This is a genomic window from Dactylosporangium sp. NPDC005572 (genome assembly GCF_040605515.1).
In the GTDB taxonomy this organism is placed as follows: domain Bacteria; phylum Actinomycetota; class Actinomycetes; order Mycobacteriales; family Micromonosporaceae; genus Dactylosporangium.
This window is the reverse complement of sequence record NZ_JBEXCY010000071.1, coordinates 30,375-51,101: the sequence shown is the minus strand read 5'-3', so window position 1 is coordinate 51,101 and position 20,727 is coordinate 30,375. Positions and strand designations below refer to the sequence as shown.

Sequence of the window (20,727 nt, the reverse complement as noted above, 5' to 3'; positions counted from 1 at the left end):
GCCGGACGGCCGGAAGAAGGGAAGTTCGGACTGAGTTTCGCAGCTTGCTCATCACGCTGCAAGCGCATATAGCGACCCGCAAGGCGTCCGACTCTGCCGATGTGTGGATGCCTCGAATGTGCCTGGTCCGGCCAGGTTCGGCGGCGGCATCCGTCTCTCGGTGTGCGGGCTTGTTCATCTCATCCGGCCGGAGCCGACCCTGTGGCCCGGGCTTCGGGCGGGACCCACTCGTGGACGGGTGGCTCCTCGTCGTCGGGTTCATCGTCGACAAGTCCCATCTCGAAGGGGAAGCAACGCAACTTGTATCGCCGGCCGTCGTGCTGTTCCGATTTTGCCAACTGGTCGAGCACCTCGAGCAACCGCTGGCGTTGCCCGTCCGACAGCGCATCAACGTCCGCGAGGCCACTCTCCAGGAGTTTGACCGCCACGTCCGGGTCGACCTCGTCGTCATCGCAGGTGTCGAGCCACCACACGAGGTCGACGAGGAGACCGGTGACGGTCTCCAGCGACGCCGGGTCCGGGTCACCTGTTGCGAGCCGGTGGCGCTGCTCGGCTGGAAGCCGCTCGATCACCCAGTCGATGCTTCGCCGGATCGAGACCACCGCCTTCGCGTCGACCCGATCGTCTGGATGTTCACTCAGCCAACCAAGCAGATCCCTCACCAGGCTGTGCAGCAGGCGGGCGAGCGCAGCATCGCCATCGGTGCTCATGATCCGCGACCATACCCGTAGTCACAGTTAGTCACAGTGCTCAGACAGCCCCGTGAACGACGCCAGGTGCGCACATCTGCCGCGATCCGCTCGGCGTCGGTCGGGCTCGTCGCTCGTTCAGGTGACTTCCGTCAGCCTGGATGATGCTCACCCTGGATGCCAGGACGGGCAAGCAGAAGGGTACGCCCTGCACCACACCCGCCGCCGGAGTCGGTCGACCGTGATGGTTGCGTGATAACCAGGCCGCCGACGCGGCGACACCGGAGCGCTGCAGGCGCTGGCCCGGAGTTTTCCGCCCTGCCGGTGCGCGCTTACCTGGCCGAGACGGCCGGCCTGGCCCGGCCAGCCGCAAGCGCAAGCGGGGGCGCAGACTGGAGACACCAACCGGCGCGTGCCGGCGGTCCTGGCGCACCTGAAAATTCCACTGGCCAGCCGCGGGATTGCCGGATTACCGGGCGACACGGAGACGGTCGCCGCCGTACGATCGCGCGCGTGATCTTGCGTCTGTTGCAATGGCGGCCGGTGCAAACGGATGTTGTCGCCTGGTACCCAGATCTGGCCGTGCTACGCCGCTTGGTGCGGGCCCGTGACTGGGGCGGCGTCGAGGCGTACTTCAACGGTTTTCCGCCGCGCGCCGATCGCTCGACTGCGGTCTTGCTCGTCGCGAACACGCGGGGCAGCGAGCGCTTCCTGCAAAAGGCCGTCGACACGCAGCGCGACTCGGCGCTGGCCCGGACGCTGCTCGGGGCGCGGTTCGTCGTTCTGGGCTGGAAGGCACGCACCAGGGCTTGGGCTAAGGACGTCTCACCGGCTCAGCGGCGGGTGTTCATCGACTACCTCACGCGGGCCGAGCGTGTGCTCGCCGACGCCGTCGCGATCGATCCGGCGGACTCGGCGGCATGGACCGAGCGGATCACCACCGCCCGGGCGCTGTCGCTGGGCCAGGACGAGGCGCGGCGGCGCTACGAGCGGGCGGCTGAGCACTGTGACACGCCGTACCGCGCGCAGGTCCAACTCGTGCAGAACCTCTGCCCGAAGTGGGGCGGCTCGTTCGCGCAGGTGCACGCTTTCGCCGCGGAGTGCCTGCGCGAGGGCAAGCCCGGCTCGCTCGGCGGGGCGATCGCGGCGCAGGCGCAGATGGAGCAGGCACTCAACGAGTACTACGTGCGGGACATTCGGCAGTACCTTGCGCGCGCCGACGTACGCAAGAAGATCGAGGCCGCAGCGGCACAGACGGTACTGCACCCGGATTTCGTGCCCGGGCACGGTTGGGTGACCGCGCACTCGGCGTTCGCAGCCGCGTTCCACCTGGGCGGGCACATTGCCGCGTCGCGGCCGCACCTGCAGGCGCTGGGCAGCTTCGCCGATCCATACGGCTGGGATCAGATCTCGACGAAATGGAAGGAACTCGTGCGGCTGGCGCGAAGAGACGCCCGATGAACGAGTTCCCGCGGCGGACCGAGGTCGACGGTGTACCGGTGCTGCTCGCGCCGGGCGGCGGCCCGATGCGCGCCGGGCTGATGTTCCGGGTCGGGCGGGCCGACGAGACCGCGGCGACCATCGGCGTCACGCACCTCGTCGAGCACCTCGCGCTGTACAACCAGGGCGGCCTCGACCACGACACCAACGGCATGACCGGCCTGACGACAACCCAGTTCGTCACCCAGGGCAGCCCCGAAGCGGTGACCGCCTTCCTGCACGCGGTGTGCACCGGCCTGCGCAAGCTGCCGCTGGACCGTCTCGACGTGGAGCGGCAGATCCTGCGCACCGAGGCCGAACACAGGCCTGAATCCATCGGCGTGGCCCTGGCGGTGTACCGCTACGGCGCCCGCGACTACGGCCTGGCCGGCCTGCCGGAGTGGGGCACCCACAGCCTCACCGCCGCCGACGTCGCCGAATGGGTCCAGACCCGCTTCACCCGAGCGAACGCGGCTCTGTGGATCGCCGGCGACGGTATCCCGCCCGGCCTGCACCTCGACCTGCCCGACGGCGAACGCCGGACCCTGCCACCCGAGTCGTCGGCGCTGCCGATGACCCCCGCCTGGTTCGCCCAGAACGCGCCCGCGATCGTGCTGGAGTCGCCGGTACCGCGTGTCCCAGCCGCCACCGCGTACACCCGTCTGCTGGAGCGCGGGCTGTTCCGCGAACTGCGCCACGAGCGCGGCCTGTCCTATGTCGCGACCGCCGCGTACACCACGGACGGCCGCCAACAGGCCCGCCTGACCGCCATAGCCGACGGGCGCCCCGATCGCCTGAACGAAGTCCTCGACGGCTTCCTGGCCCAGATCCACCACCTCGCGACCGGCGACGTCGCTGCTGATGAGCTCGAACTGGTCCGCACCCGCGAGCTGGCGGCACTGGATCGCCCCGACGTCGAGGCCGACCTCCTCTCCCGCCGCGCAACGGATCTTCTGTGCGGCTTCGTCAGCAGTACCACCGAGGAACTGCGCGAGGGCTTCCGCACCTTGACCGCGGCGGATGTCCGCGTGGTGGCGTCGGACGTGAAGCGCTCGGCCCTGCTGATGACCCCGCGCTTCGGTTTCGGCCCGCCTCCGGGCTTCGAGCCGGCCCCGACGGGCTCGCGATTCGCGGTCACCGGCACCCGCCACCGGTCCCGCACCGAACCGGACACGGTGCTGGTCCTCGCAACCGACGGCGTGAGCGTGGTCCGCCCTCACAGCCCGAGCACGGTACTGTTCGACGAGTGCGTGGCCCTGCTGCGCTTCCCGGACGGCGCCCGCCACCTACTCGGTGCCGACGGCGTGGCCGTGTCGGTCGAGCCCACGCTGTACTCACTGCCGGACGACGCCCAGTCCCGCATCGACGCCGCGGTGCCTGGGTCCGCCCACGTAGACCTTCCGCCCCGCGACCCGGAGCGAATCCCACGAAGGGCCTGGGCCAACGGCCTCCGCACACGGGCGAGCGCCATGGCACTTTCCGTGCGCATGCGACTGGACCGATACGCTATGTTTCGCGGCGGCATCCGCAACGTCGTGCTAGCCACCACCCTGCTGCTGACCAGCACCGTGTCAGTGGTCCTGGCGATCGCGCTGCACGTGAGTCTGCTCGGCTGGACAGCAGCGGCATTGTTCGCCTTCCAGCTGTGGCGCCGCCGGGCTCGCGGCCACTGGTAGTACCAGCAAAAAACGGCCCTACGCGCGAATCACCTCTGGGGCGGCAACCTTCCCTGATCCGCTGCTCGGTCATGCCGCGATCCGGTGGCTGGGTCGCGCCGCGGTGGGGCGCTGGACCGTAGACGGCCTGATCGGCTGCGCGCTGTCATGCCGCTGCCCGTACATGTCTGCTGTCGCGGGTCTGAGCAGTAGGGCGGGTCCGGCATGAGTCCGGGGGCGGGCACGGTACGGGCTGTGGCCCAGCTCGTTGCGTGAGGGTGTCATGATCGGGATGGTGACGATCGTGCAGAGCCGTGGGCGACGTGGGTGGCGGCGCAGGATCGCGCTCGTGGTCGGTGGGGCGGCGCTGGTACTCGTGCTCGTGGTGGCGGGAGGCGCCGTCTGGGTGCTGTGGCCGGCCGGGCCACGGCCGCTGTTCCAGCTGCCGGTGAAATGCGGGGAGACGTGGCAGCTCGGAACGTATCCCGGCCATGGGGACTATGACGTTGATTTCTTCCCGATGAAGGGGCCGGCGTGGGGGCAGCCGGTGCTCGCGTCCTTCGCCGGTAAGGTCGTCGCGGCGGGCGTGAGCGGGTCGCTGGGTGGGCGTACCCCGGACAATCCGAAGGGCGCCCGGGGCAGCGGGGGCGGCTACTGGGTGAAGATCGATCACGGCGGGCGCTGGTCGACCCAGTACCTGCATCTGCTCGAACCGCCGATGGTGCAGTCCGGTCAGCGGGTGACGCAGGGGCAGCAGCTCGGCAAGGTCGGCAGCACCGGCGACTCCGGTGCGCCGCACCTGCACTACGAGCAGCGCCGCGGCCTGATGAAGGTCGAGACCTACTTCAATGGTGGGCCGTCCGGGATCACCACCGACGACCGTGAGTACACCATCACCGTCAAGAGCAACAACTGCCCATGACCCGCGATCCGTCCATCACCGAGGACGACCTTGCTATACGTGCTCAACAGGCACTCATCGTGGGCCAGCAGCAACGCCGCAACGCTCCCACACCATAACGAACACACACCCGGCAGACCCCCGCTGACCGAGGAGAACCCCGCGCACATCTGCCGCGGACAAGGCGCGGTCCGCCTCCGTCACCGTCACCGTGGGTAAGTGGCGCACTGGCCGGGCGGCAGGCGCATCCCGTCCCCACCGTGAGTGGTGCCCAAACTCACGAACATCGAGATCGGCAAGATTCTGCTGGTGCTGAAACTCGGCGACCACTGATGCTCGAACTCGGCTCTGGCGTGAATACCGTGATAAATCTTCAATGGCTCGTCAGGTGTCGTTTGCCATCGAGGTTTTGTAGCTCGAGCCAGCGAACCTTATCTCCGTACGCCGTTCCTCCACACCGGCGGGCTGCGTGGAACCGAGGTCAGGGTCGGAAACGCGGAGAACCGGTCGCGGGTCAGGCAGGAGACCAAGAATGACAAGGCACTGCTCGACGCCGTTCGGCTGAGTTCCGTTCAGTGGATCTTCCTGCGGGGCCGCTCGCCGGCAAGATCGGTGCGGTTGCCTGGGTCATCAAAAGGCTGCTCAATGCCGGCATCGAGGTACACATCAGATACTGATGCCGCGCGTGCCCGTCAGTCGGTGTCGTCCCGCCGGCCGACGGGTGCGCGTTGGTCCGGCGTGCGGCCCCGGTAGCGTGCCAACATATGAGCTATGACCTCACGTTCTTGCTGAAGGACTCGGCCTCACCGTCCGACGCTGAGGATGTCGAGGACGACGAGGGCTGGGGCGACGATGACGACGCCGAAGCGCTGGAGGCGCCGGACTGCGCGGCTTGGGAGCGCATCGTCGAGGAGTCGCGGAGCGTCCTGGGCGACGTCAACGTTCGTCGGCATGAGGGTTACTTCGAGCTCGACCACGAGCCCACCGGCATTCAGGTGAGCCTGTACGCGGACGAGGCCGGCGTGACGGTCCCGTACCGGTATTCGGGGGCCGAGGCCAAGGCGATCGTCCGGGTGATGTATCAGATCGGCGAGATCGTGGAACGCTGCACGGGCATGGCCGGACGGGATGAGCAGGTCGGCCTGCCGGTGGCCGACGCTGCTGGCCAGCAGCAGCTCGCGGTCTCCGTCTTCATCCACGTGTCGGGTACGCTTGTCCAGCCCCAAGCTGAGGGGTAGAGCGCCGTGGAGCGGTCGGCCCGCTTCCCGCCGCTGCCGTGTTCGGCGGTCGATGATGGACGACCGGCGGCCGCCGGTCAGGTGGGTGGGAGGCATTCCTGCCACTCAGGTTCTGTTTGTTTGTGGCCTGCCCGGTGAATGGGAGCGTGAGCGCGGACGATCGGGCACGAGGGGCTGCCAGATGGCGATGGCTTTGGTCGTAGGGTTGGTAGAGGTACGGCGTCGAACGCGCTGCCGACGGCCGCACCGAAGGGCCGATCCTGCGCAGCACCGTCGGCACCCGCATGGACCGGCACGCCGCGACCCGCCGCCTCAAGCACCTCGCCGCCACCGCAGGCGTCCGGATGCCGCGAATGCACCCGCACATGCTGCGCCATACGTTCGTCACAACGATGCTCGACGCCGGCGTCAGCCTCCGCGACGTCCAGATCGCCGCCCGCCACGCCGACCCACGCACGACGATGCGTTATGACCGGGCCGGCAACAACCTTGACCGGCACCCGACTTACATCCTCGCGGCGTACATGGCCTCGGGCACGTGAGCGCGGCTCACGACTTTGCCGATGACAGTGCGTGCGCCGACGTGCGGCCGCGCTGGCATGGGTAGCGGCGGAGCGCCTGACCTGTGATCATGTCCGATCATGGCGCTCATGTTCAGCGGCGACCGGCGGGTACGCCAATTTCCCTGCCAGTGCTGCGAGTCCACCGTCGACCGGACCTGGGCGCAGCTGGACAGCAACGGTGTCACCCGCGCGGTGTTCTACGCGAGTTGCTATCACCATGCCGCCGGCGGCGAGGTGTATTTCGACATCATCATCGGTACCTGGGGCACGGGCGACCCCGGCGACCACGTCACCTTCGGCTGCCGATGGGGAGCCGTTGAGGGCCATGACCAGCCGATGTGTTCGTTGACCACCGGTGGCGGCGTGTTCGAAGACGCTGCGCTGTTCGGCACCAAACTGGATCGGCCAGCGGCGCTGAACAGCCCGTTGCTGCCGGAGTTCTGGGAGATGGTGGACTTCCTACTGCTCAACGACCCGGTCGTAGCCCCGTTCGTGCATTCCCACAACGCACGACTCCGCTGACACCAGCAGCGAGCCAGTGAACACAGCCATCGCGAACTTCAGCCAGGCGATGAACCGGCCGCTCGTTCAAGGGCGGCGCGGATCGGTCGGCGTCGCTCGAGTACCGCCGGGTAGCCGTCCTCCCAGAGGCCCGGCAGCCCCGACTTGGGGCCGTCAATACGGTCCAGCGCCCGCAACGCCAACGACGGCAGGCCGTCCGGCACGTCGACGATACCGCCGGCGCGGATGAAGTCCGGCGCGTACGGGGAGTCGAGACGCAGGCCGCCGGGCAGCTGCGCGGCGATGACCGCCGCCGCTGCGACCGCCTCGACCGCGAAGTCGTCGTCCAGGTACGTGTCGGCATCGTGGCCGACCACGATGGTCAACGCCTTGCGAACCATCGCCACCCGTTCGCCCGCCGGGGCATCATGCAACTCGCGGCACCAGTCGGCGGCGGTGTCATTGTCCAACGGACCCACATCCCAAGTTCCCACACCCAGATCATCGCCAACTCGATGGCCGAGCCCGTCCTCAGCCCTGCCATACATCACAATGCAGACCTACTGATGGCCCGGATCGCCTCGATCACGTGCGCGCACATGCCGCTGTCCGAGCGCGGTTTCCGCCGCCGTGCCGGTCACCGTCGGTAACGGCTGTGCCTGGTTCGAGCATCCGACTCCGGCCGATGAGAGCGCATGTGATCTAGCGTCGCGGAGCGCGGCGCTCACTCGGGGTCGTTGCGGCCTACCCGTTGACGCGGCATTCTGTGCCGGTGCCGATCCAACCTCTGACAACAAACCGTCGATGACCACGGCACGGCAGCAGGTACTCGACGGGTTGGCTCACCGGATCCTCCCGCTGCGACTGGATCACCCGACACGCGTGGGGATCGACGGTCACTCCGCGGCCGGCAAGACGACCCTGGCCGACGAACTGGCCACCACCCTGCGTGGGAAGACGAAGCGGCCCGTGCTCCGAGTCACGGTCGACCACTTCAAACGGCATGTCGACCTGCGTACGCAATATCCGCCCGGCTCGCCGGAAAACTACTACTTCGAGATGTTCGACGTCGACGCCATCCGCGATGAGCTGCTGGTGCCGCTCGGTCCCGGCGGCAACCGCCACTACCGCACCCAAATCATGGATTTCAGCGGTCGTACGCCCATCGACTCCGGCGTCCACGTGACCTCGGACGACGCGATCCTCGTCGCGGACGGCGGCTTCCTGCAGAAGCCGGCCCTGTCACGGCACTGGGACCTGTGCGTCTACCTCCACATCGAAGTAGCGGATGTGCTGTACCGCGGCACGGTCCGCGACCAGGCGTGGATGGACTCGGCGGAGGCCGCCGCTGAGCGATATCGCACCTACTACATTCCCGGCGAGGAGCTTTACCTGGCCGAGATCCGCCCTGCCGAACGAGCGGACATCGTCATCGACAATCGTGACTTCGAGGCACCCCGTATCACGCGGGACCTTGCCGACTGAGGTCGTCAGTACTGACCGAGGGCGCCCAGCCGCGGATGCCTCGCTACACCGCTCGAGTGTCGCTCGCACTCCAGATGCACGCGTTCATGGCCGCGGTCCAGGCGCAAGGTCGGGTGCGCACTTCTGCCTCCGTGCGTGCGCGTCGATCCTTGACGCCCTCGTCACTGGTCGTAGCCAGCCCTCGCCGACGCGGGTGTCCGGACATTGCCGATGAGAGTGTCGCGTAGCTTCAGTGTCCGAACGCCCACGCCACCATCAGCGGAAACTCGTCTTTCCAGAGGGCGTCGCCGTGCGAGCCGGCCCGTTCGGTCATGACAACGTCGGCACCGGCCTCGCGTAACGCGCCCGCCCACCGAGTCGCGTTGGTGAGGAAGAACGGTTCCTCGGTGCCGCCGACGAGGTAGGTACGCGGAAGCCGGACGGGCAGCGCGGCGGGCGGCCGGTACCCTGCCCCGGGCGAGGCGCAGAAGACCGCGCCGTAGATGTCGGGATGCCGGATCCCCATGGCCAGCGCGAGTTCCCCGCCGGCCGAGACACCGAACGCTGCGGTTCGGCTGGCTGGCAGCCTAACGGCCAGGCGGGTCGCCGCCCATTGCCGGACGTCCTCGACGAAGAACTTCTCGTGGGCCGCGAACCGTTGCGGGTCGAAGGTGAACGCGGCCGTGCTGCGGCCCGGTGAGTACTCCTGCAGCCGCAGCGTCTCGTCCTCGACGCGATGCGCGCCGATGATCATCGTGGGTGGCAGATCGGCAGCCTCCAGAACCTTTCCCCACGACGTGATCAATTGTCCGTCGCCAGCGAAGACGACCGCCTCGGCCGAAGCCGCCGGGACGTAAGCCGTGACCTGCCGCCCACCGTCGTACTCCAATGTCTCGGTAATGAACTCGCCTGCTGTGGACGACATCGGCGTGGGCTCCCTTACAGGGCAATGGGGGTAGCTGCTGGCACACCGAACACTTTGGCAGGATCGCGCCGGTGCGGCCTACCTAGCTCTGCATCTGAACCCATGCAGCGGCAATCGGAAGCTTGCGGCACTGGGGCCGTGCCACACATCCGGATCTGCCGCCGACCGAGTGCGCTGGAGGTCCGAAGCTGACACGATCGGTGACCGGCGTCCAATGCCGGATGGAGTCCTTCGAACCAGCGCATCGGCGGGCCATCCGGGCAGTCCCACAGCGGGTAGTCGGGCAGCGGCAGGCGTCGGAACTGCCGTTCGAGCAACCCGACGGCCTCGTCGTCCATTTCGCGATCAGCGCCGACGACCTGACCAGACAGCATCCACTCCGACAGCACATCTCTACGCACGACACCGGGGCCCGGTCCAGGAACGGATGCCAGACCCGCTCCCGTGCTGAACGGAACACGACCGGCGGGTCAGGCTCGGCCGCCGCGGACAGCGGGATGCCCGACGCACGTTCACGACGTCATTGCGGACCACGACGCTGCTGCGTGATTGAGGCTGGGTCACTCCCGTAGCGTGCCCTGATCTGGCCGTCGTCAGCTCGTCCTGCTTGTGCGGGTTCGCCTCACGTCGCCGGCGAGATCTTGTCGGTCAGTGGGTGTCCCACCAGCGGGGGAGGTCTGTGTCCGGGGACGACGGGTGGGTGAAGTGGAACGGGACGTCCAGCTGGCGGGCCACCGCCTGGCCCGCCATCGTGGCCTCCGCCGACTCCGGCCAGGCCGGGACCAGACCGCCGAACAAGCGTAGGTCGCCGCCGTGGCGGAACGTTCCCAGGCGGGACTCCGAGTAGCGCTCATGCGACGGGCCGGGGCGCTCCACGATCGCCACCAGTGCCACGTGCCAGCCTCGGCCGTCGGCGTCCCACCGGGCCTCGATCGCGGCTATCGGGTCGCGCAGGGAGCGGGCCGAGCGTAGGAGGGTCGGGACCGCCGGCGGGCGCGGGGGGTACAACTCATGGAAACGCTCGATGATCAGGTCGTGTGCTTCCGTGCGCGCGTAGCTGCCCGCGGCCAGCAGTAACTGGACCGCCGGCAGGACCCGAGACTGCCGTAGCTCCCCGTCGAGCCGCTCGCGCAGGTCCGCCGGGAGCGCCTCCCACTCCACGGCGCCAACGGTACGCTCCACCGATGGTCGACGTGGTGGAGCATCACCTCGCGCAGATCAACGTGGCGCGGCCCAGGGCGGGGCTCGACGAGCCGGTGATGTCGGGGTTCGTGTCGGCGATGGCGCGCATCGGGCAGCTGGCCGCCAACAGCCGCGGGTTCGTCTGGCAGTTCGGCGACGGTGAGCCGGTCACGCACGAAGGGCTGGTCGTCAACCTCTCGGTGTGGACCGGGTACGAGCCGATGCGCGAGTTCGTGTACCGCACCCGCCACGCCTCGTTCATCAGGCGGCGCGGCGACTGGTTCCTGCCGGTGGAGCAGCCCTCGACGGCGCTGTGGTGGGTGCCGGTGGGGCAGGAGCCGGCGATCGGCGACGGGCTCAGGCGGCTGGCGGTGCTGCGGCAGCGGGGGCCGTCGCCGTCGGCGTTCGGTCTGCGGCAGGCAGCGGACGCACCTCCTCCGCCGTCGCCGGCACCGGGCCCTGGAGCTGGCGCGCCACGGCCGTGAACCAGCCCAGGTGGAACTCGTCGCGGTCCGCGACGAACGCCTCGCGCAGCTCGTGCCAGCGCAGGCCGGGGTGGCGGTGGTGCACCTGGTGCAGGTTGAACGCCAGGACGAACAGCTCCATGCCGCGCGGCAGGCGCAGGTTCATCGCGTCCAGGGGACGCTCCAGCCGGGTGCGGTAGTGGTAGGCGTTGTCGGCCAGGGACACCAGCAGCGCGCGGGCGCCGACGGCGATGCCGAGCAGCCACAGGTGCGGGCCGTAGGCCAGGGCCGAGCCGGTGTACGTCACGACGATCGCGACCGACTCCAGGCGGAACCGGCGCAGGTGCTCGCGCCGGGACACCCGCTCGAACAGCAGGCCGGTGACCGAGTCGAGGCTGTCGGTGCGGTGCACCAGCCGGCGCCAGCCGGCCGCCGGCAGCAGCACGAGCACGATCGACAGCAGCTCCACGAGGTACAGGCCACCGAGCAGGCGCGGGTAGTACGAGCGGGCGGCGGTCAGCCAGGTCGTCACCGCCGGGTCGTAGATCTCGGTCCGCTCGCGCGGGGTGCGGCTGTACCGGTGATGCAGCAGATGACCGGCCTTCAGCAGCGTGAACGGGCCGCCGTAGCCGGTCGCGAGCAGCCGCCCGAGCCGGTCGTTCCAGCCGCGGTCGCGCAGCAGCGTGCCGTGGATGGACTCGTGGATGAGCGACCACAGCGGGATCGTGGTCAGCGCGAGCGGGAGGAGCAGCCAGCCCCAGCGGATGTCGATCGGCAGCAGCACGAGCGGCAGCACCAGGAGTTGCAGGACGAGGCTCGCGGACGCGGCACCCACCAGTGCCACTGAGAGCGCGGACTGACGGCCAACCATGACCGCACGGTAGCCCCGGAAAGGGAACGCGCAGGTGAAGGCGGCTTGAAGGTTCGCTAAGGTCCACCCCGTGCTGGAGATCATCGTGTTGTCGGCGGCTGACGCGCGGGCCGCCGCGTCGGGCGGCGCCGATCGGGTCGAGCTGGTCAGCGCGATGGAGGTCGGCGGGTTGAGCCCGAGCCCGGCCACCGTGGCCGCGGTCCGGGCGGAGATCGGCATCCCCGCGCGGGTCATGCTCCGCCGCGACCCCGGATTCGCCGCGCCCGGCCCGGCCGAGCTGCGGCGGATGGTCCGGGACCTGCGCGCGGCCGGCGCCGAGGCGTTCGTGCTCGGCTTCCTCGGCGACCGGGGCGAGGTCGACCGGCGGGCGCTCGACGTCGTGCTCGGCGAGCTCGACGGGGCGCCCTGGACCTTCCACCGGGCGATCGACCACGCCGCCGACCGGGCCGCCGCGTGGCGGGCGCTCGACGGGCTGCCCGGCCTGGACGCGGTGCTCACCGCGGGGTCGCCGGACGGGATCACCGACGGACTCGCCACGCTGGTCCGGGAGGCCGGGGATCCGCGCCTGCTGGCGGGCGGCGGCCTGCGCACTGAGCACATCGGACCGCTGCGGGCGGCAGGCGTCACCGCGTTCCACACCAGCACTGCGGTCCGGGTCGGCGGTGCAATAGATGCGGCAGTTGTACGGCATGTGCGCACACTCCTGACGGAGTAGCCTCGGCGGATGCTGGAGTACCGCACCCTCGACCCGCTGCAGGTCCGCATCGACACCCATCGTCGCTACAGCCGCCACGACGACCACCCGGACCCCGCGGTGCGCTCGGCGCTCGGCTACCACACGGGCCTGGACCTGCTCGACGTCGGCTGCGGTACGGGCGAGTTCCTGCGGTCCCTCCTGCCCGCCGCGGGGCGGCTCGCCGGCGTGGACACCTCACCGGCGGCGGTGGCGGCGCTGGCCGGCGTGCCGGGTGTCGAGGCCCACGAGGCCGACGCGATGGCGCTGCCGTTCCCCGACGGGTCGTTCGACGCGGTCACCGCGCGGCACATGCTGTACCACGTGAGCGAGCCGCTGGCGGCGATCCGCGAGGCGCACCGCGTGCTGCGCCCGGGCGGCCGGTTCGCCGCGGTCGTCAACATCCCGCGCCCGGCGCCGGTGCTGGCCGGCCTGGCGTCCGGCGCCGTCGCCGACCACGGGCTCGACCCGGCGGTGTTCCGGATCCCGGTCGACGCGAGCAACCTGCCGGGGCTGGTGGCCTCGGTCTTCGGCATCGTCGAGGTCGAGCGGCACGACAACGCGCTGGTGTTCCCCGGCCCGGAGCCGATGGTGGCGTACGCCGTGTCGATGCTCAGCGGCTACGGGATCCCCGACGACCACCCGCTCCGGCCGTCCATCGTGGACTCGATCACGGAGCGGGCGGCGGCCCTGTTCGCCTCGGCCTCCACCGTCGAGGACCCCAAGGGCTACGTCGTGGTCAGCGCGACGCGCTGATCAGGGCCTGACTAGGGCAGGGTCCAGTTCTGGTTCGCGCCGCCGGAGCACGACCAGATCTGCAGCCGCGTGCCGTTCGCCGAGCTCGGGCCGGTTGCGTCCAGGCACTTGCCCGAGCCGACGTTGACCAGCGTCTGGCCGGTGCGGGTCCACTTCTGGGCGTTGGTCCCGTTGCAGTCGTACAGCTGGACTTTCGTGCCGTTGGCGGTGCCGGCCGCGGCCACGTCCATGCACTTGCCGAGCGCGCGCAGCGTGCCGTCGGTGCCGCGGGTCCACTGCTGGGCGGTCGTGCCGTTGCAGTCGTACAGCTGGACCGCCGCGCCGTTGGCGCTGCTGGCCCCGGCGACGTCGACGCACTTGCCGCCGTAGCCGACGATCTGGCCGGCGCCGCCGGTCGGCCCGCCGGTCGTCGGCGGCGTGGTCGTCGACCCGAGCCAGGCGTTCGCCGCGTTGGACCCCACGGTGTCGATGGTGGCGTTGTTCTCGACCGGGCTGGGCACCGTCGACGGGAACACGATGAACGTCACCGGGCCGGCCGTGCCGCCGGTGGCCGGGTTCGGGTCGATGCCGAGCGCGACGGCCAAGGCGTACGAGCCCTCGCCGATGATGTTGTCCGGCCCCTCGTCGGCGAAGACGGCGTAGGCGACCTTGTTGTTGTAGACCACGGCGGCGACGGCGCCGGGCCGGATGCCCTGGCTCTGGTAGTTGAACCGGGAGCTCGGCAGGGGCACCACGTAGTACCGCGTGACCTCCGAGGTGAAATAGGCGCCGGTCGACGTCGTGAACGACGTCTGGGCCTGGTACCACGGGTCGGTGCTCGCGTTGCAGTGCGAGGTGGTGATGCCGTCGCAGTCGATGTCCATGTCGGCGGTCCAGAAGAACGCCGAGCCGCTCTTGCAGACGGCGACCGTGGCGGCGCCGCCGTCGTCGGTGGCGTACTTGCCGTTGGACACCTGACTGCACGTCTGCGTCTTGGCGAGCAGTTGGCCGGCGGTGGGGGCGGCGGCCAGCGCGACGCCGGATCCGGAGACGATGACGTAGGCGGTCGCCGCGACGGCGGCGACCACGGCGAAGAACGCCACGAGGGGTACTCGGTACCTGGTCACAGGCGGGCTCCTTGGGGGCAGGGGTCTTGACCTGGGGGGTCAAATAGAAAGGAAACCTACCTGACAGATATCTGTCAATAGATGCTCAGCAGTTCCGGCTCGTCCGCTGCTGGTCCGGCGAGACCGGACCGGCGACCCGCAGCGGGCCGGTGCTCGCGCTGCCGTCGCTGGTGATGCCCGACGCCACGCCGTCGAAGACCGACTCGACCTTGTCCTGCACGCCGCGGGTGCGCTCCGGGTCGCGGGAGTCGTCGTGCTGCTCGTAGTGCAGGTGGTCGACCTGGGTCGAGCCGGTCCGGCCGACCCGGCCGAGCAGCTGGCCGCGCTTGACGGCGTCGCCGGTCTTCACGGCCGGCCAGGTGTTCAGGTGCCCGTACGACGTGAACCAGCCGCCGCCGTGCGACAGGATCACGCCGAAGCCCAGGCCGCCGCGGGTGCCGACGGTGCCCGGCTGGGCGGCCGAACCGTCGGCGAGGGTGCCGTTCCAGCCCGCCCACTCGACCGTGCCGTCGGCCGAGGCGACGACCGAACGGCCGGCGCTCGGGCCGCCGACGTAGAAGAAGTCGATGTCGTAGTCGTCGTGGCCCGGGTACGTCGTGAGCCGCCACGCCTCGCCGCACGGGAACGGCAGCTGGAAGGCCGGTCGCGGGCCGGGCCCGGGCGGGTCGTCGTCGCCGAGCCGCTGCTTGATCACCAGGTACGACACGAGGACGCAGGCGGCGATCACGCCGATCATCGTCAGGCGGTAGACCTCCCGGCCACTCATCCGTACCCGGGCTCGTCCGGCAGCAGCGCCGCGGCCGCGTCCCGCTCGCCGGCCCGCAGCAGGTCGTGGATCCGGTGGGCCGTGCCGGTGACGTCGGTGATCGACACCGTCCACTCGTCGACGTACCGGTGGACGGCCGCGCCGCTCAGGCCGAGCTGGAGCGAGCGGTACGGCAGCGGCTGGAGGTGCAGGTCGCGCTCGGGATCCCACTGGACCCGGACCGGCGAGGCGCGCAGCCGCTCGGCCCACTCCTGCCGGCTGGCGAACTCGCCGGGTTTGTACGAGCTCGGGCAGGCCGCTGCGACGGCCCAGTCGAACCCCGCGCGGGTCAGCTCGACGGCCAGCACCACCTCCTGGCCGGGCTTCGTGGCCCAGCCGCTGCGGTACATCATCCAGAGGAACGACGGCTTGACCCAGGTCATGCGGTCGCGCTTGAACGGGGGGACGAACCGGCCGGCCTCCAGCGCCGGGATCGCGATCGACGGGGAGTAGGCCTGGTAGACACGGACCGTGTCCGCGGTGTGCCAGGCACGGATCTGACGGATGTTCAATGCACGCTCGCTCGTACAGTCGCGTTGATTTTCGTCAACATTGACACTGCCTGGCTCCGGGGGCGAGATCGCGGAGGAAGTCGTCCATGCTGTTCATTGTGGAAGACTTCGACCTCGGCGACCTGCCCGGCCGTGCCGCCGACATCGCCGGCCACCTCACCGCCAACGGCTTCACCGAGGCCCCGCACCTGCGCCAGACGCTCGCCCTCGCCGAGGAGGTGGGCGAGTTCGTCGGCGCCGTGCGCCGCCACTACGGCATGGCCCGCCGCTCCGGCTCGTTCGAGGACGTCGAGGCCGAGCTGGCCGACGTCGTCATCACCGCGTTCGTGACGGCCCACACGCTGGGCATCGACCTGCCGGCCGCGGTCGGCGCCAAGCTCGACGTCGTGTTCACGCGTGGCTGGCGATCGTGACGTACTGGCTGGAAGCGCTCGGCTGGGCCGGCTCCGCACTGCTCGTGTGGTCGCTGCTGCAGACCCGGCAGCTGCGGTTACGCCGGCTGAACCTGGCCGGCTCCGTGGTGCTGGTCGCCTACAACTCCCTCGTCCACGTGTGGCCGATGGTCGGCCTCAACGTGGTGCTCACGGTCATCAACGCCTGGCACCTGTACCGCATGCTGCGCACCCGCCACGACGAGAACACCTACGCCGTGGTCGAGGTGGCGGCGGACGACGCCTTCCTGGCCCACGTGCTGCGCGTCCATTGGGCGGACATCGCCCGCTTCAACCCCGACTTCACGTACTCCCCGGACAGCCAGGCCTTCGTGACGCTGTACGGCGACGAGGTGGTCGGCGTCCTGCTGCTGCGCCCGCTGCCGGACGGTCAGGAGCACATAGCCCAGGTCGACCTGGACTACGTGACCCCGCGCTACCGCGACCTGTCCCCGGGCGAGTTCGTGTTCCGCCGCTCGGGGCAGCTGACGGCCCGCGGCTACCGCCAGGTCCTGACCCCACCGGGTATGCTCGCCCCGTACTACGGCCGGCTCGGCTTCGAGAAACACGGCGACTCCTACCGCCTGGACCTCCCGAGCCCAGACTGACGACAAGAAGCGTCCATGGACGACCGGATCACCCGGATCCAGACCAAGCTCGCCACCCTGCCTGCGACGGAGCAGGCCACCCTCGGCCCGGCACTCACCGAGCAGCAGCTGTCGGCCTTCGAGGACCCGCACGGCATCCGACTGCCCGAGGAGTTCCGCCGGTTCTGCACCTCGATCGGCCACGGCGGCTACGGCCCGACCTACGGCCTGTTGCCGATCGACCGGTGGCGGGGCCGGCCCACAGCCGGCGGTGCCGGTCTGGCCGACCCGTTCCCGTTCCCGCCCGACGTCGACCTCCCCGCACCGTCGGCCGCGCAGCGCTTCCCCGGCGCGATCGCGGTCGTATACCGCGGCTGCAGCGACCACACCCTGCTCGTTGTCACCGGACCCGGCCGCGGCCGGCTGGTCGAGGTCAACGCCGACGGCAACTTCGCGCCGCATTTCCATGCCGATGCGGACTTCCTCGCGTGGTACGAGCGCTGGCTGGACTTCGTCCTGGCCGGTTACCGCGACCTGACCTGGTTCGCCGACCAGATGGCCGGCGACGAGGCCGAGCTGGTGACCACGCTGCGCGGCGACCCGCTGGTGACGCGGCGGCGGGCGGCCGCGTACACCTTCATCACGTACCCGACGCCGAGCGCGGGGCTGCCCGGTGTTTTGGCGGAGGCGCTGGTCAGCGAGCCGCAACCGTCGGTGCGGGAGACGATCGTGCGCGCGCTGGCCGCCCAGGGCGACCACGGCCGCGACCTGTTGCCGGCGGCGCTCGCCGATCCCGTGCCGCGCGTCCGGTCCCTCGCCGCGATCCTGATGACCACCGACTCGATGTCGGGCAGACGGATCGGCAAGCACCTTCACCGGGTGCTCGGTGAGCACCTGGCCGTGGAAGAGGACCCCGAGGTCCGCGCCACGATCGGGAGGATGCTGCGCGCATCTAGTTAGCTCTGCTAACGAGGTATATAGTGGAGGCGTGGATCACCAGGAGCTGGCCGACGGGCTGGCCGAGCGGCTGAACGCCGTGCGGCGGGTCTGGCGGCGGCGGCTGCGGGTCGAGTTCGTGCGGGCGCCGCTCACAGGCAGCCAGGTGGAGTTGCTCAGGCATGTCGAGGCGGTCCCGGGGGTCGGCGTCGGGGCGGCCGCGCAGGCGCTCCACCTGGCCGGCAACTCGGTGAGCACGCTCGTCAACCAGCTCACCCGCGACGGCCTGCTCAGCCGCGAGCGCGATCCCGACGACGGGCGCACCGCCCGGCTGTTCCTCACGCCGGCCGCCGAGCAGCGGCTGCAGAGCTGGCGGGCGGCGCGCAGCGCGCTGATCGCCAGGGCCCTGGCCGAGCTGCCGGAGCACGAGCGGGAGGCGCTGGCCGGTGCCCTGCCGGCGCTGGACCACCTGGCGGCCGCACTGGAAGGAGACGCGCAGTGAACAGTGCCGTGCGGATCGACGGGCTGCGCCACCGGTTCAAGGAGAACACCGCCGTCGACGGCAGCTCGCTCGACGTGCGGCCGGCGGAGATCTTCGGGCTGCTCGGACCGAACGGCGCCGGCAAGACGACCACCATCCGCGTGCTGACGACCCTGCTGCCGCCCCAGGAGGGCCGGGTGGCGGTGTTCGGGCTCGACGTGGCGAGGAAGAAGATGGCGGTGCGGCGGCTCATCGGGTACGTGCCGCAGGCCCTCTCGGCCGACGCCGGGCTCAGCGGGCGGGAGAACGTCGCGCTCTTCGCGCGGCTGTTCGACGTACCGCGCCGCGAGCGCAAGGCCCGGACCGAGCAGGTCATCGAGGCGATGGGGCTCACCGAGGCCGCCGACCGGGTCGCCGGGACGTACTCCGGCGGCATGGTCCGGCGGCTGGAGCTGGCCCAGGCGCTGGTCAGCGCCCCGCGGCTGCTCGTGCTCGACGAGCCCACGATCGGGCTCGACCCGGTCGCCCGCGCCGGGGTGTGGGAGCGGATCGCCGAGGTCCGCGCGCAGACCGGGATGACCGTGCTGGTCACCACCCACTACATGGAGGAGGCCGAGGAGCACTGCGACCGCGTCGCCCTCATGCACCGCGGCCGCATCCGGGCGCTCGGCACGCCGGCCGAGCTCATCGCGGAGGCGGCGGGGGAGAGCCTCGACGACGTCTTCCGTGCGTACACCGGCGACGATCTCGACGCAGGAGGGTTCAGCGATGTCCGTGCCACTCGTCGCACCGCGCGCCGTCTGGGGTAGGACCCTGTGGACGCGGGTCGTGGCCATGTGCCTCGTCGAGCTGCAGAAGCTGCGCCGGGACCGCACCGAGGTCATCACCCGCGCCGTGCAGCCCGCGCTCTGGCTGATCATCTTCGGTCAGACGTTCACCCACCTGCGGGCCATCCCGACCGGCGGCATCCCCTATCTCGACTTCCTCGCGCCGGGCATCCTCGCGCAGTCGGCGCTGTTCGTGTCGATCTTCTACGGCATCCACATCATCTGGGAGCGCGACGCCGGCGTCCTGGCCAAGCTCATGGTCACCCCGACGCCCCGGGCCGCGCTGGTGACCGGGAAGGCCTTTGCGGCCGGCGTCAGGGCGCTGGTGCAGGCTCTGGTGGTGGTGGTACTGGCAGCGCTGCTCGGCGTCGCCTTCACCGCCAACCCGCTGCGGCTGCTCGGTACCGCCGTCGTGCTCGTCCTCGGCTCGGCGTTCTTCTGCTGCCTGTCCATCACCCTGGCCGGCCTGGTGCTCAAGCGCGACCGCATGATGGGTATCGGTCAGGCCATCATGATGCCGCTGTTCTTCGCGTCGAACGCGCTCTATCCCGTCTCGGTCATGCCCGGCTGGCTGCAGGTGCTCAACCGCGTCAACCCGCTCAGCTACGAGGTCGAGGCGCTGCGCGGGCTGCTCATCGGTACCCATATGAGGCTCTGGCTCGACCTCGGCGTGCTCGTCGGCGCGACCGCATGCGCGGTCTTCGCCGCCTCCGCCATGCTCGGCCGGCTGACCCGCTGAAAATCCATCGAGCCGGTATCCATCGGCGGTTGTATAAGGTGTACCCGTGAGCCACGGCGACCTCGACCGGATCGACACGACCACCGCCCACCCCGCCCGGCGGTACAACTACTGGCTCGGCGGCAAGGACAACTTCGCCGCCGATCGTGAGTCCGGTGACGCGATCGCCGCCTTCTACCCGGCGATCCGCACGACGGCCCTGGAGAACCGGCAGTTCCTGCGCCGCGCGGTGCGGTTCCTGGCCGAGGAGCAGGGCGTCCGCCAGTTCCTCGACGTCGGCACCGGCATCCCGACCGCCGACAACACGCACGAGGTCGCCCAGGCGATCGCCCCCGAGTCGCGGATCGTCTACGTCGACAACGACCCGATCGTGCTCACCCACGCCCGCGCGCTGCTGACCAGCACACCCCAGGGCGCCACCGCGTACATCGACGCCGACCTGCGCGCCCCCGCCGGCATCGTCGAGCACCCGGACCTGCTGCGCACACTCGACCTGGACCAGCCGGTCGCCCTCATGCTGATCGCGATCGTGCACTTCCTGTTCGACCACGACAAGCCGTACGAGATCGTGCGGACCATGGTGGACGCCCTGCCCTCGGGCAGCTACCTGGTGATGTCCCACGGCACCGCCGACCTCCACGACCCGGCCGCCCGCGCCCACGCCGAGGCCGAGATCCGCGCCGGCCGGCTCAAGGTCGACGCGCAGCCGCGGTCGAAGGAGGAGCTGGCCCGCTTCTTCGACGGCTTGGAGCTGGTCGAGCCGGGCATCGCCCCGGTCCTGGAGTGGCACAACCCCGTCCCGGAGGCCGACCGCCCGCCGCTGCAGGACGTCGCGATGTACGGCGTGGTCGCCCGCAAGCCCTAGCCCCGCCCCGACTCGGC

Annotated in this window: 24 protein-coding genes and 1 pseudogene; 17 read left to right on the top strand and 8 right to left on the bottom strand. The window is 70.2% G+C overall.

The window, feature by feature from the left end:
* Positions 1-179: 179 nt before the first annotated feature.
* Complete coding sequence (locus ABZS66_RS29710; protein WP_354763320.1) at positions 180-710, bottom strand: hypothetical protein; 531 nt, start codon at positions 708-710, stop codon at positions 180-182.
* Positions 711-1,202: 492 nt separating this feature from the next.
* Between ABZS66_RS29710 and ABZS66_RS29705 the strand changes: the two genes are divergently transcribed.
* The 6 genes from ABZS66_RS29705 to ABZS66_RS29680 all read left to right on the top strand — a co-directional run bounded on the left by ABZS66_RS29705 (position 1,203) and on the right by ABZS66_RS29680 (position 7,047).
* Entirely contained in the window at positions 1,203-2,150 is a 948-nt protein-coding gene (locus tag ABZS66_RS29705; protein ID WP_354763318.1) for a hypothetical protein, read from the top strand.
* Positions 2,147-3,844 carry an insulinase family protein gene (locus ABZS66_RS29700; RefSeq protein WP_354763316.1) on the top strand — a complete coding sequence of 566 codons (1,698 nt, stop codon included), beginning with the start codon at positions 2,147-2,149 and terminating at the stop codon, positions 3,842-3,844. The genes ABZS66_RS29705 and ABZS66_RS29700 overlap by 4 nt, the downstream gene beginning before the upstream one ends.
* A gap of 262 nt (positions 3,845-4,106) precedes the next feature.
* A complete protein-coding gene (locus ABZS66_RS29695) occupies positions 4,107-4,745 on the top strand; it encodes a M23 family metallopeptidase (protein ID WP_354763314.1) in 639 nt (212 codons plus the stop codon).
* Positions 4,746-5,488: 743 nt separating this feature from the next.
* Complete coding sequence (locus ABZS66_RS29690) at positions 5,489-5,962, top strand: hypothetical protein (RefSeq protein WP_354763312.1); 474 nt, start codon at positions 5,489-5,491, stop codon at positions 5,960-5,962.
* 257 nt (positions 5,963-6,219) lie between these two features.
* Positions 6,220-6,504, top strand: coding sequence for a site-specific integrase (locus tag ABZS66_RS29685; protein ID WP_354763326.1), 285 nt, complete (start codon positions 6,220-6,222; stop codon positions 6,502-6,504).
* A gap of 99 nt (positions 6,505-6,603) precedes the next feature.
* Complete coding sequence (locus ABZS66_RS29680; protein WP_354763310.1) at positions 6,604-7,047, top strand: hypothetical protein; 444 nt, start codon at positions 6,604-6,606, stop codon at positions 7,045-7,047.
* A 38-nt stretch (positions 7,048-7,085) separates the two neighbouring features.
* Here ABZS66_RS29680 and ABZS66_RS29675 read toward each other — a convergent pair whose 3' ends face one another.
* Entirely contained in the window at positions 7,086-7,574 is a 489-nt protein-coding gene (locus ABZS66_RS29675) for a DUF4259 domain-containing protein (RefSeq protein ID WP_354763324.1), read from the bottom strand.
* Positions 7,575-7,830: 256 nt separating this feature from the next.
* Here ABZS66_RS29675 and ABZS66_RS29670 point away from each other — a divergent pair, with 256 nt between their 5' ends.
* Positions 7,831-8,511, top strand: a complete 681-nt coding sequence (locus ABZS66_RS29670; RefSeq protein WP_354763308.1) for a hypothetical protein — start codon at positions 7,831-7,833, stop codon at positions 8,509-8,511.
* 229 nt (positions 8,512-8,740) lie between these two features.
* Here ABZS66_RS29670 and ABZS66_RS29665 read toward each other — a convergent pair whose 3' ends face one another.
* Together ABZS66_RS29665 and ABZS66_RS29660 are read right to left on the bottom strand one after the other, a co-directional pair.
* Complete coding sequence (locus ABZS66_RS29665; RefSeq protein ID WP_354763306.1) at positions 8,741-9,379, bottom strand: alpha/beta hydrolase-fold protein; 639 nt, start codon at positions 9,377-9,379, stop codon at positions 8,741-8,743.
* Positions 9,380-10,063: 684 nt separating this feature from the next.
* Positions 10,064-10,576 carry a hypothetical protein gene (locus ABZS66_RS29660; RefSeq protein WP_354763304.1) on the bottom strand — a complete coding sequence of 171 codons (513 nt, stop codon included), beginning with the start codon at positions 10,574-10,576 and terminating at the stop codon, positions 10,064-10,066.
* A 23-nt stretch (positions 10,577-10,599) separates the two neighbouring features.
* On the opposite strand from ABZS66_RS29660, the pseudogene ABZS66_RS29655 reads away from it, so the two are divergent.
* Positions 10,600-10,956, top strand: a pseudogene (locus ABZS66_RS29655) (DUF3291 domain-containing protein); the annotation flags it as partial.
* Here the strand turns inward: ABZS66_RS29655 and ABZS66_RS29650 are convergent.
* On the bottom strand, positions 10,955-11,932 hold the full coding sequence (locus tag ABZS66_RS29650; protein WP_354763303.1) for a fatty acid desaturase: 978 nt from the start codon (positions 11,930-11,932) through the stop codon (positions 10,955-10,957). The pseudogene ABZS66_RS29655 and the gene ABZS66_RS29650 overlap by 2 nt on opposite strands.
* A 70-nt stretch (positions 11,933-12,002) precedes the next feature.
* Here ABZS66_RS29650 and ABZS66_RS29645 point away from each other — a divergent pair, with 70 nt between their 5' ends.
* Both ABZS66_RS29645 and ABZS66_RS29640 read left to right on the top strand, forming a co-directional pair.
* Positions 12,003-12,647: a copper homeostasis protein CutC gene (locus ABZS66_RS29645; RefSeq protein WP_354763301.1), complete on the top strand. Its 645-nt coding sequence runs from the start codon at positions 12,003-12,005 to the stop codon at positions 12,645-12,647.
* Positions 12,648-12,656: 9 nt separating this feature from the next.
* Positions 12,657-13,421 (top strand): class I SAM-dependent methyltransferase, encoded by a 765-nt coding sequence (locus tag ABZS66_RS29640; RefSeq protein ID WP_354763299.1) that lies wholly within the window; start codon positions 12,657-12,659, stop codon positions 13,419-13,421.
* A gap of 11 nt (positions 13,422-13,432) precedes the next feature.
* Here the strand turns inward: ABZS66_RS29640 and ABZS66_RS29635 are convergent, their stop codons facing one another.
* The 3 genes from ABZS66_RS29635 to ABZS66_RS29625 form a co-directional block, all read right to left on the bottom strand.
* On the bottom strand, positions 13,433-14,527 hold the full coding sequence (locus tag ABZS66_RS29635) for a ricin-type beta-trefoil lectin domain protein (RefSeq protein ID WP_354763297.1): 1,095 nt from the start codon (positions 14,525-14,527) through the stop codon (positions 13,433-13,435).
* An 85-nt stretch (positions 14,528-14,612) separates the two neighbouring features.
* The gene (locus ABZS66_RS29630) at positions 14,613-15,293 is read right to left on the bottom strand and encodes a M23 family metallopeptidase (protein WP_354763295.1); all 681 of its coding nucleotides are present in this window, start codon (positions 15,291-15,293) and stop codon (positions 14,613-14,615) included.
* Positions 15,290-15,838, bottom strand: a complete 549-nt coding sequence (locus tag ABZS66_RS29625) for a DUF4291 domain-containing protein (protein WP_354763322.1) — start codon at positions 15,836-15,838, stop codon at positions 15,290-15,292. The genes ABZS66_RS29630 and ABZS66_RS29625 overlap by 4 nt, the downstream gene beginning before the upstream one ends.
* Before the next feature lie 92 nt (positions 15,839-15,930).
* Between ABZS66_RS29625 and ABZS66_RS29620 the strand changes: the two genes are divergently transcribed.
* The 7 genes from ABZS66_RS29620 to ABZS66_RS29590 are packed head-to-tail and all read left to right on the top strand — an operon-like array spanning position 15,931 to position 20,710.
* On the top strand, positions 15,931-16,257 hold the full coding sequence (locus tag ABZS66_RS29620; RefSeq protein ID WP_354763293.1) for a MazG nucleotide pyrophosphohydrolase domain-containing protein: 327 nt from the start codon (positions 15,931-15,933) through the stop codon (positions 16,255-16,257).
* Positions 16,254-16,883 carry a YgjV family protein gene (locus ABZS66_RS29615; RefSeq protein WP_354763291.1) on the top strand — a complete coding sequence of 210 codons (630 nt, stop codon included), beginning with the start codon at positions 16,254-16,256 and terminating at the stop codon, positions 16,881-16,883. Before ABZS66_RS29620 ends, ABZS66_RS29615 begins: the two co-directional genes overlap by 4 nt.
* A 15-nt stretch (positions 16,884-16,898) precedes the next feature.
* Positions 16,899-17,822: a hypothetical protein gene (locus ABZS66_RS29610; RefSeq protein ID WP_354763289.1), complete on the top strand. Its 924-nt coding sequence runs from the start codon at positions 16,899-16,901 to the stop codon at positions 17,820-17,822.
* A gap of 28 nt (positions 17,823-17,850) precedes the next feature.
* Positions 17,851-18,300: a MarR family transcriptional regulator gene (locus ABZS66_RS29605; RefSeq protein WP_354763287.1), complete on the top strand. Its 450-nt coding sequence runs from the start codon at positions 17,851-17,853 to the stop codon at positions 18,298-18,300.
* Positions 18,297-19,088, top strand: coding sequence for an ATP-binding cassette domain-containing protein (locus ABZS66_RS29600; protein WP_354763285.1), 792 nt, complete (start codon positions 18,297-18,299; stop codon positions 19,086-19,088). The genes ABZS66_RS29605 and ABZS66_RS29600 overlap by 4 nt, the downstream gene beginning before the upstream one ends.
* The gene (locus ABZS66_RS29595) at positions 19,048-19,845 is read left to right on the top strand and encodes an ABC transporter permease (RefSeq protein WP_354763283.1); all 798 of its coding nucleotides are present in this window, start codon (positions 19,048-19,050) and stop codon (positions 19,843-19,845) included. The genes ABZS66_RS29600 and ABZS66_RS29595 overlap by 41 nt, the downstream gene beginning before the upstream one ends.
* Positions 19,846-19,891: 46 nt before the next feature.
* Positions 19,892-20,710 carry an SAM-dependent methyltransferase gene (locus ABZS66_RS29590; protein ID WP_354763281.1) on the top strand — a complete coding sequence of 273 codons (819 nt, stop codon included), beginning with the start codon at positions 19,892-19,894 and terminating at the stop codon, positions 20,708-20,710.
* The last annotated feature ends 17 nt before the right edge of the window (positions 20,711-20,727 follow it).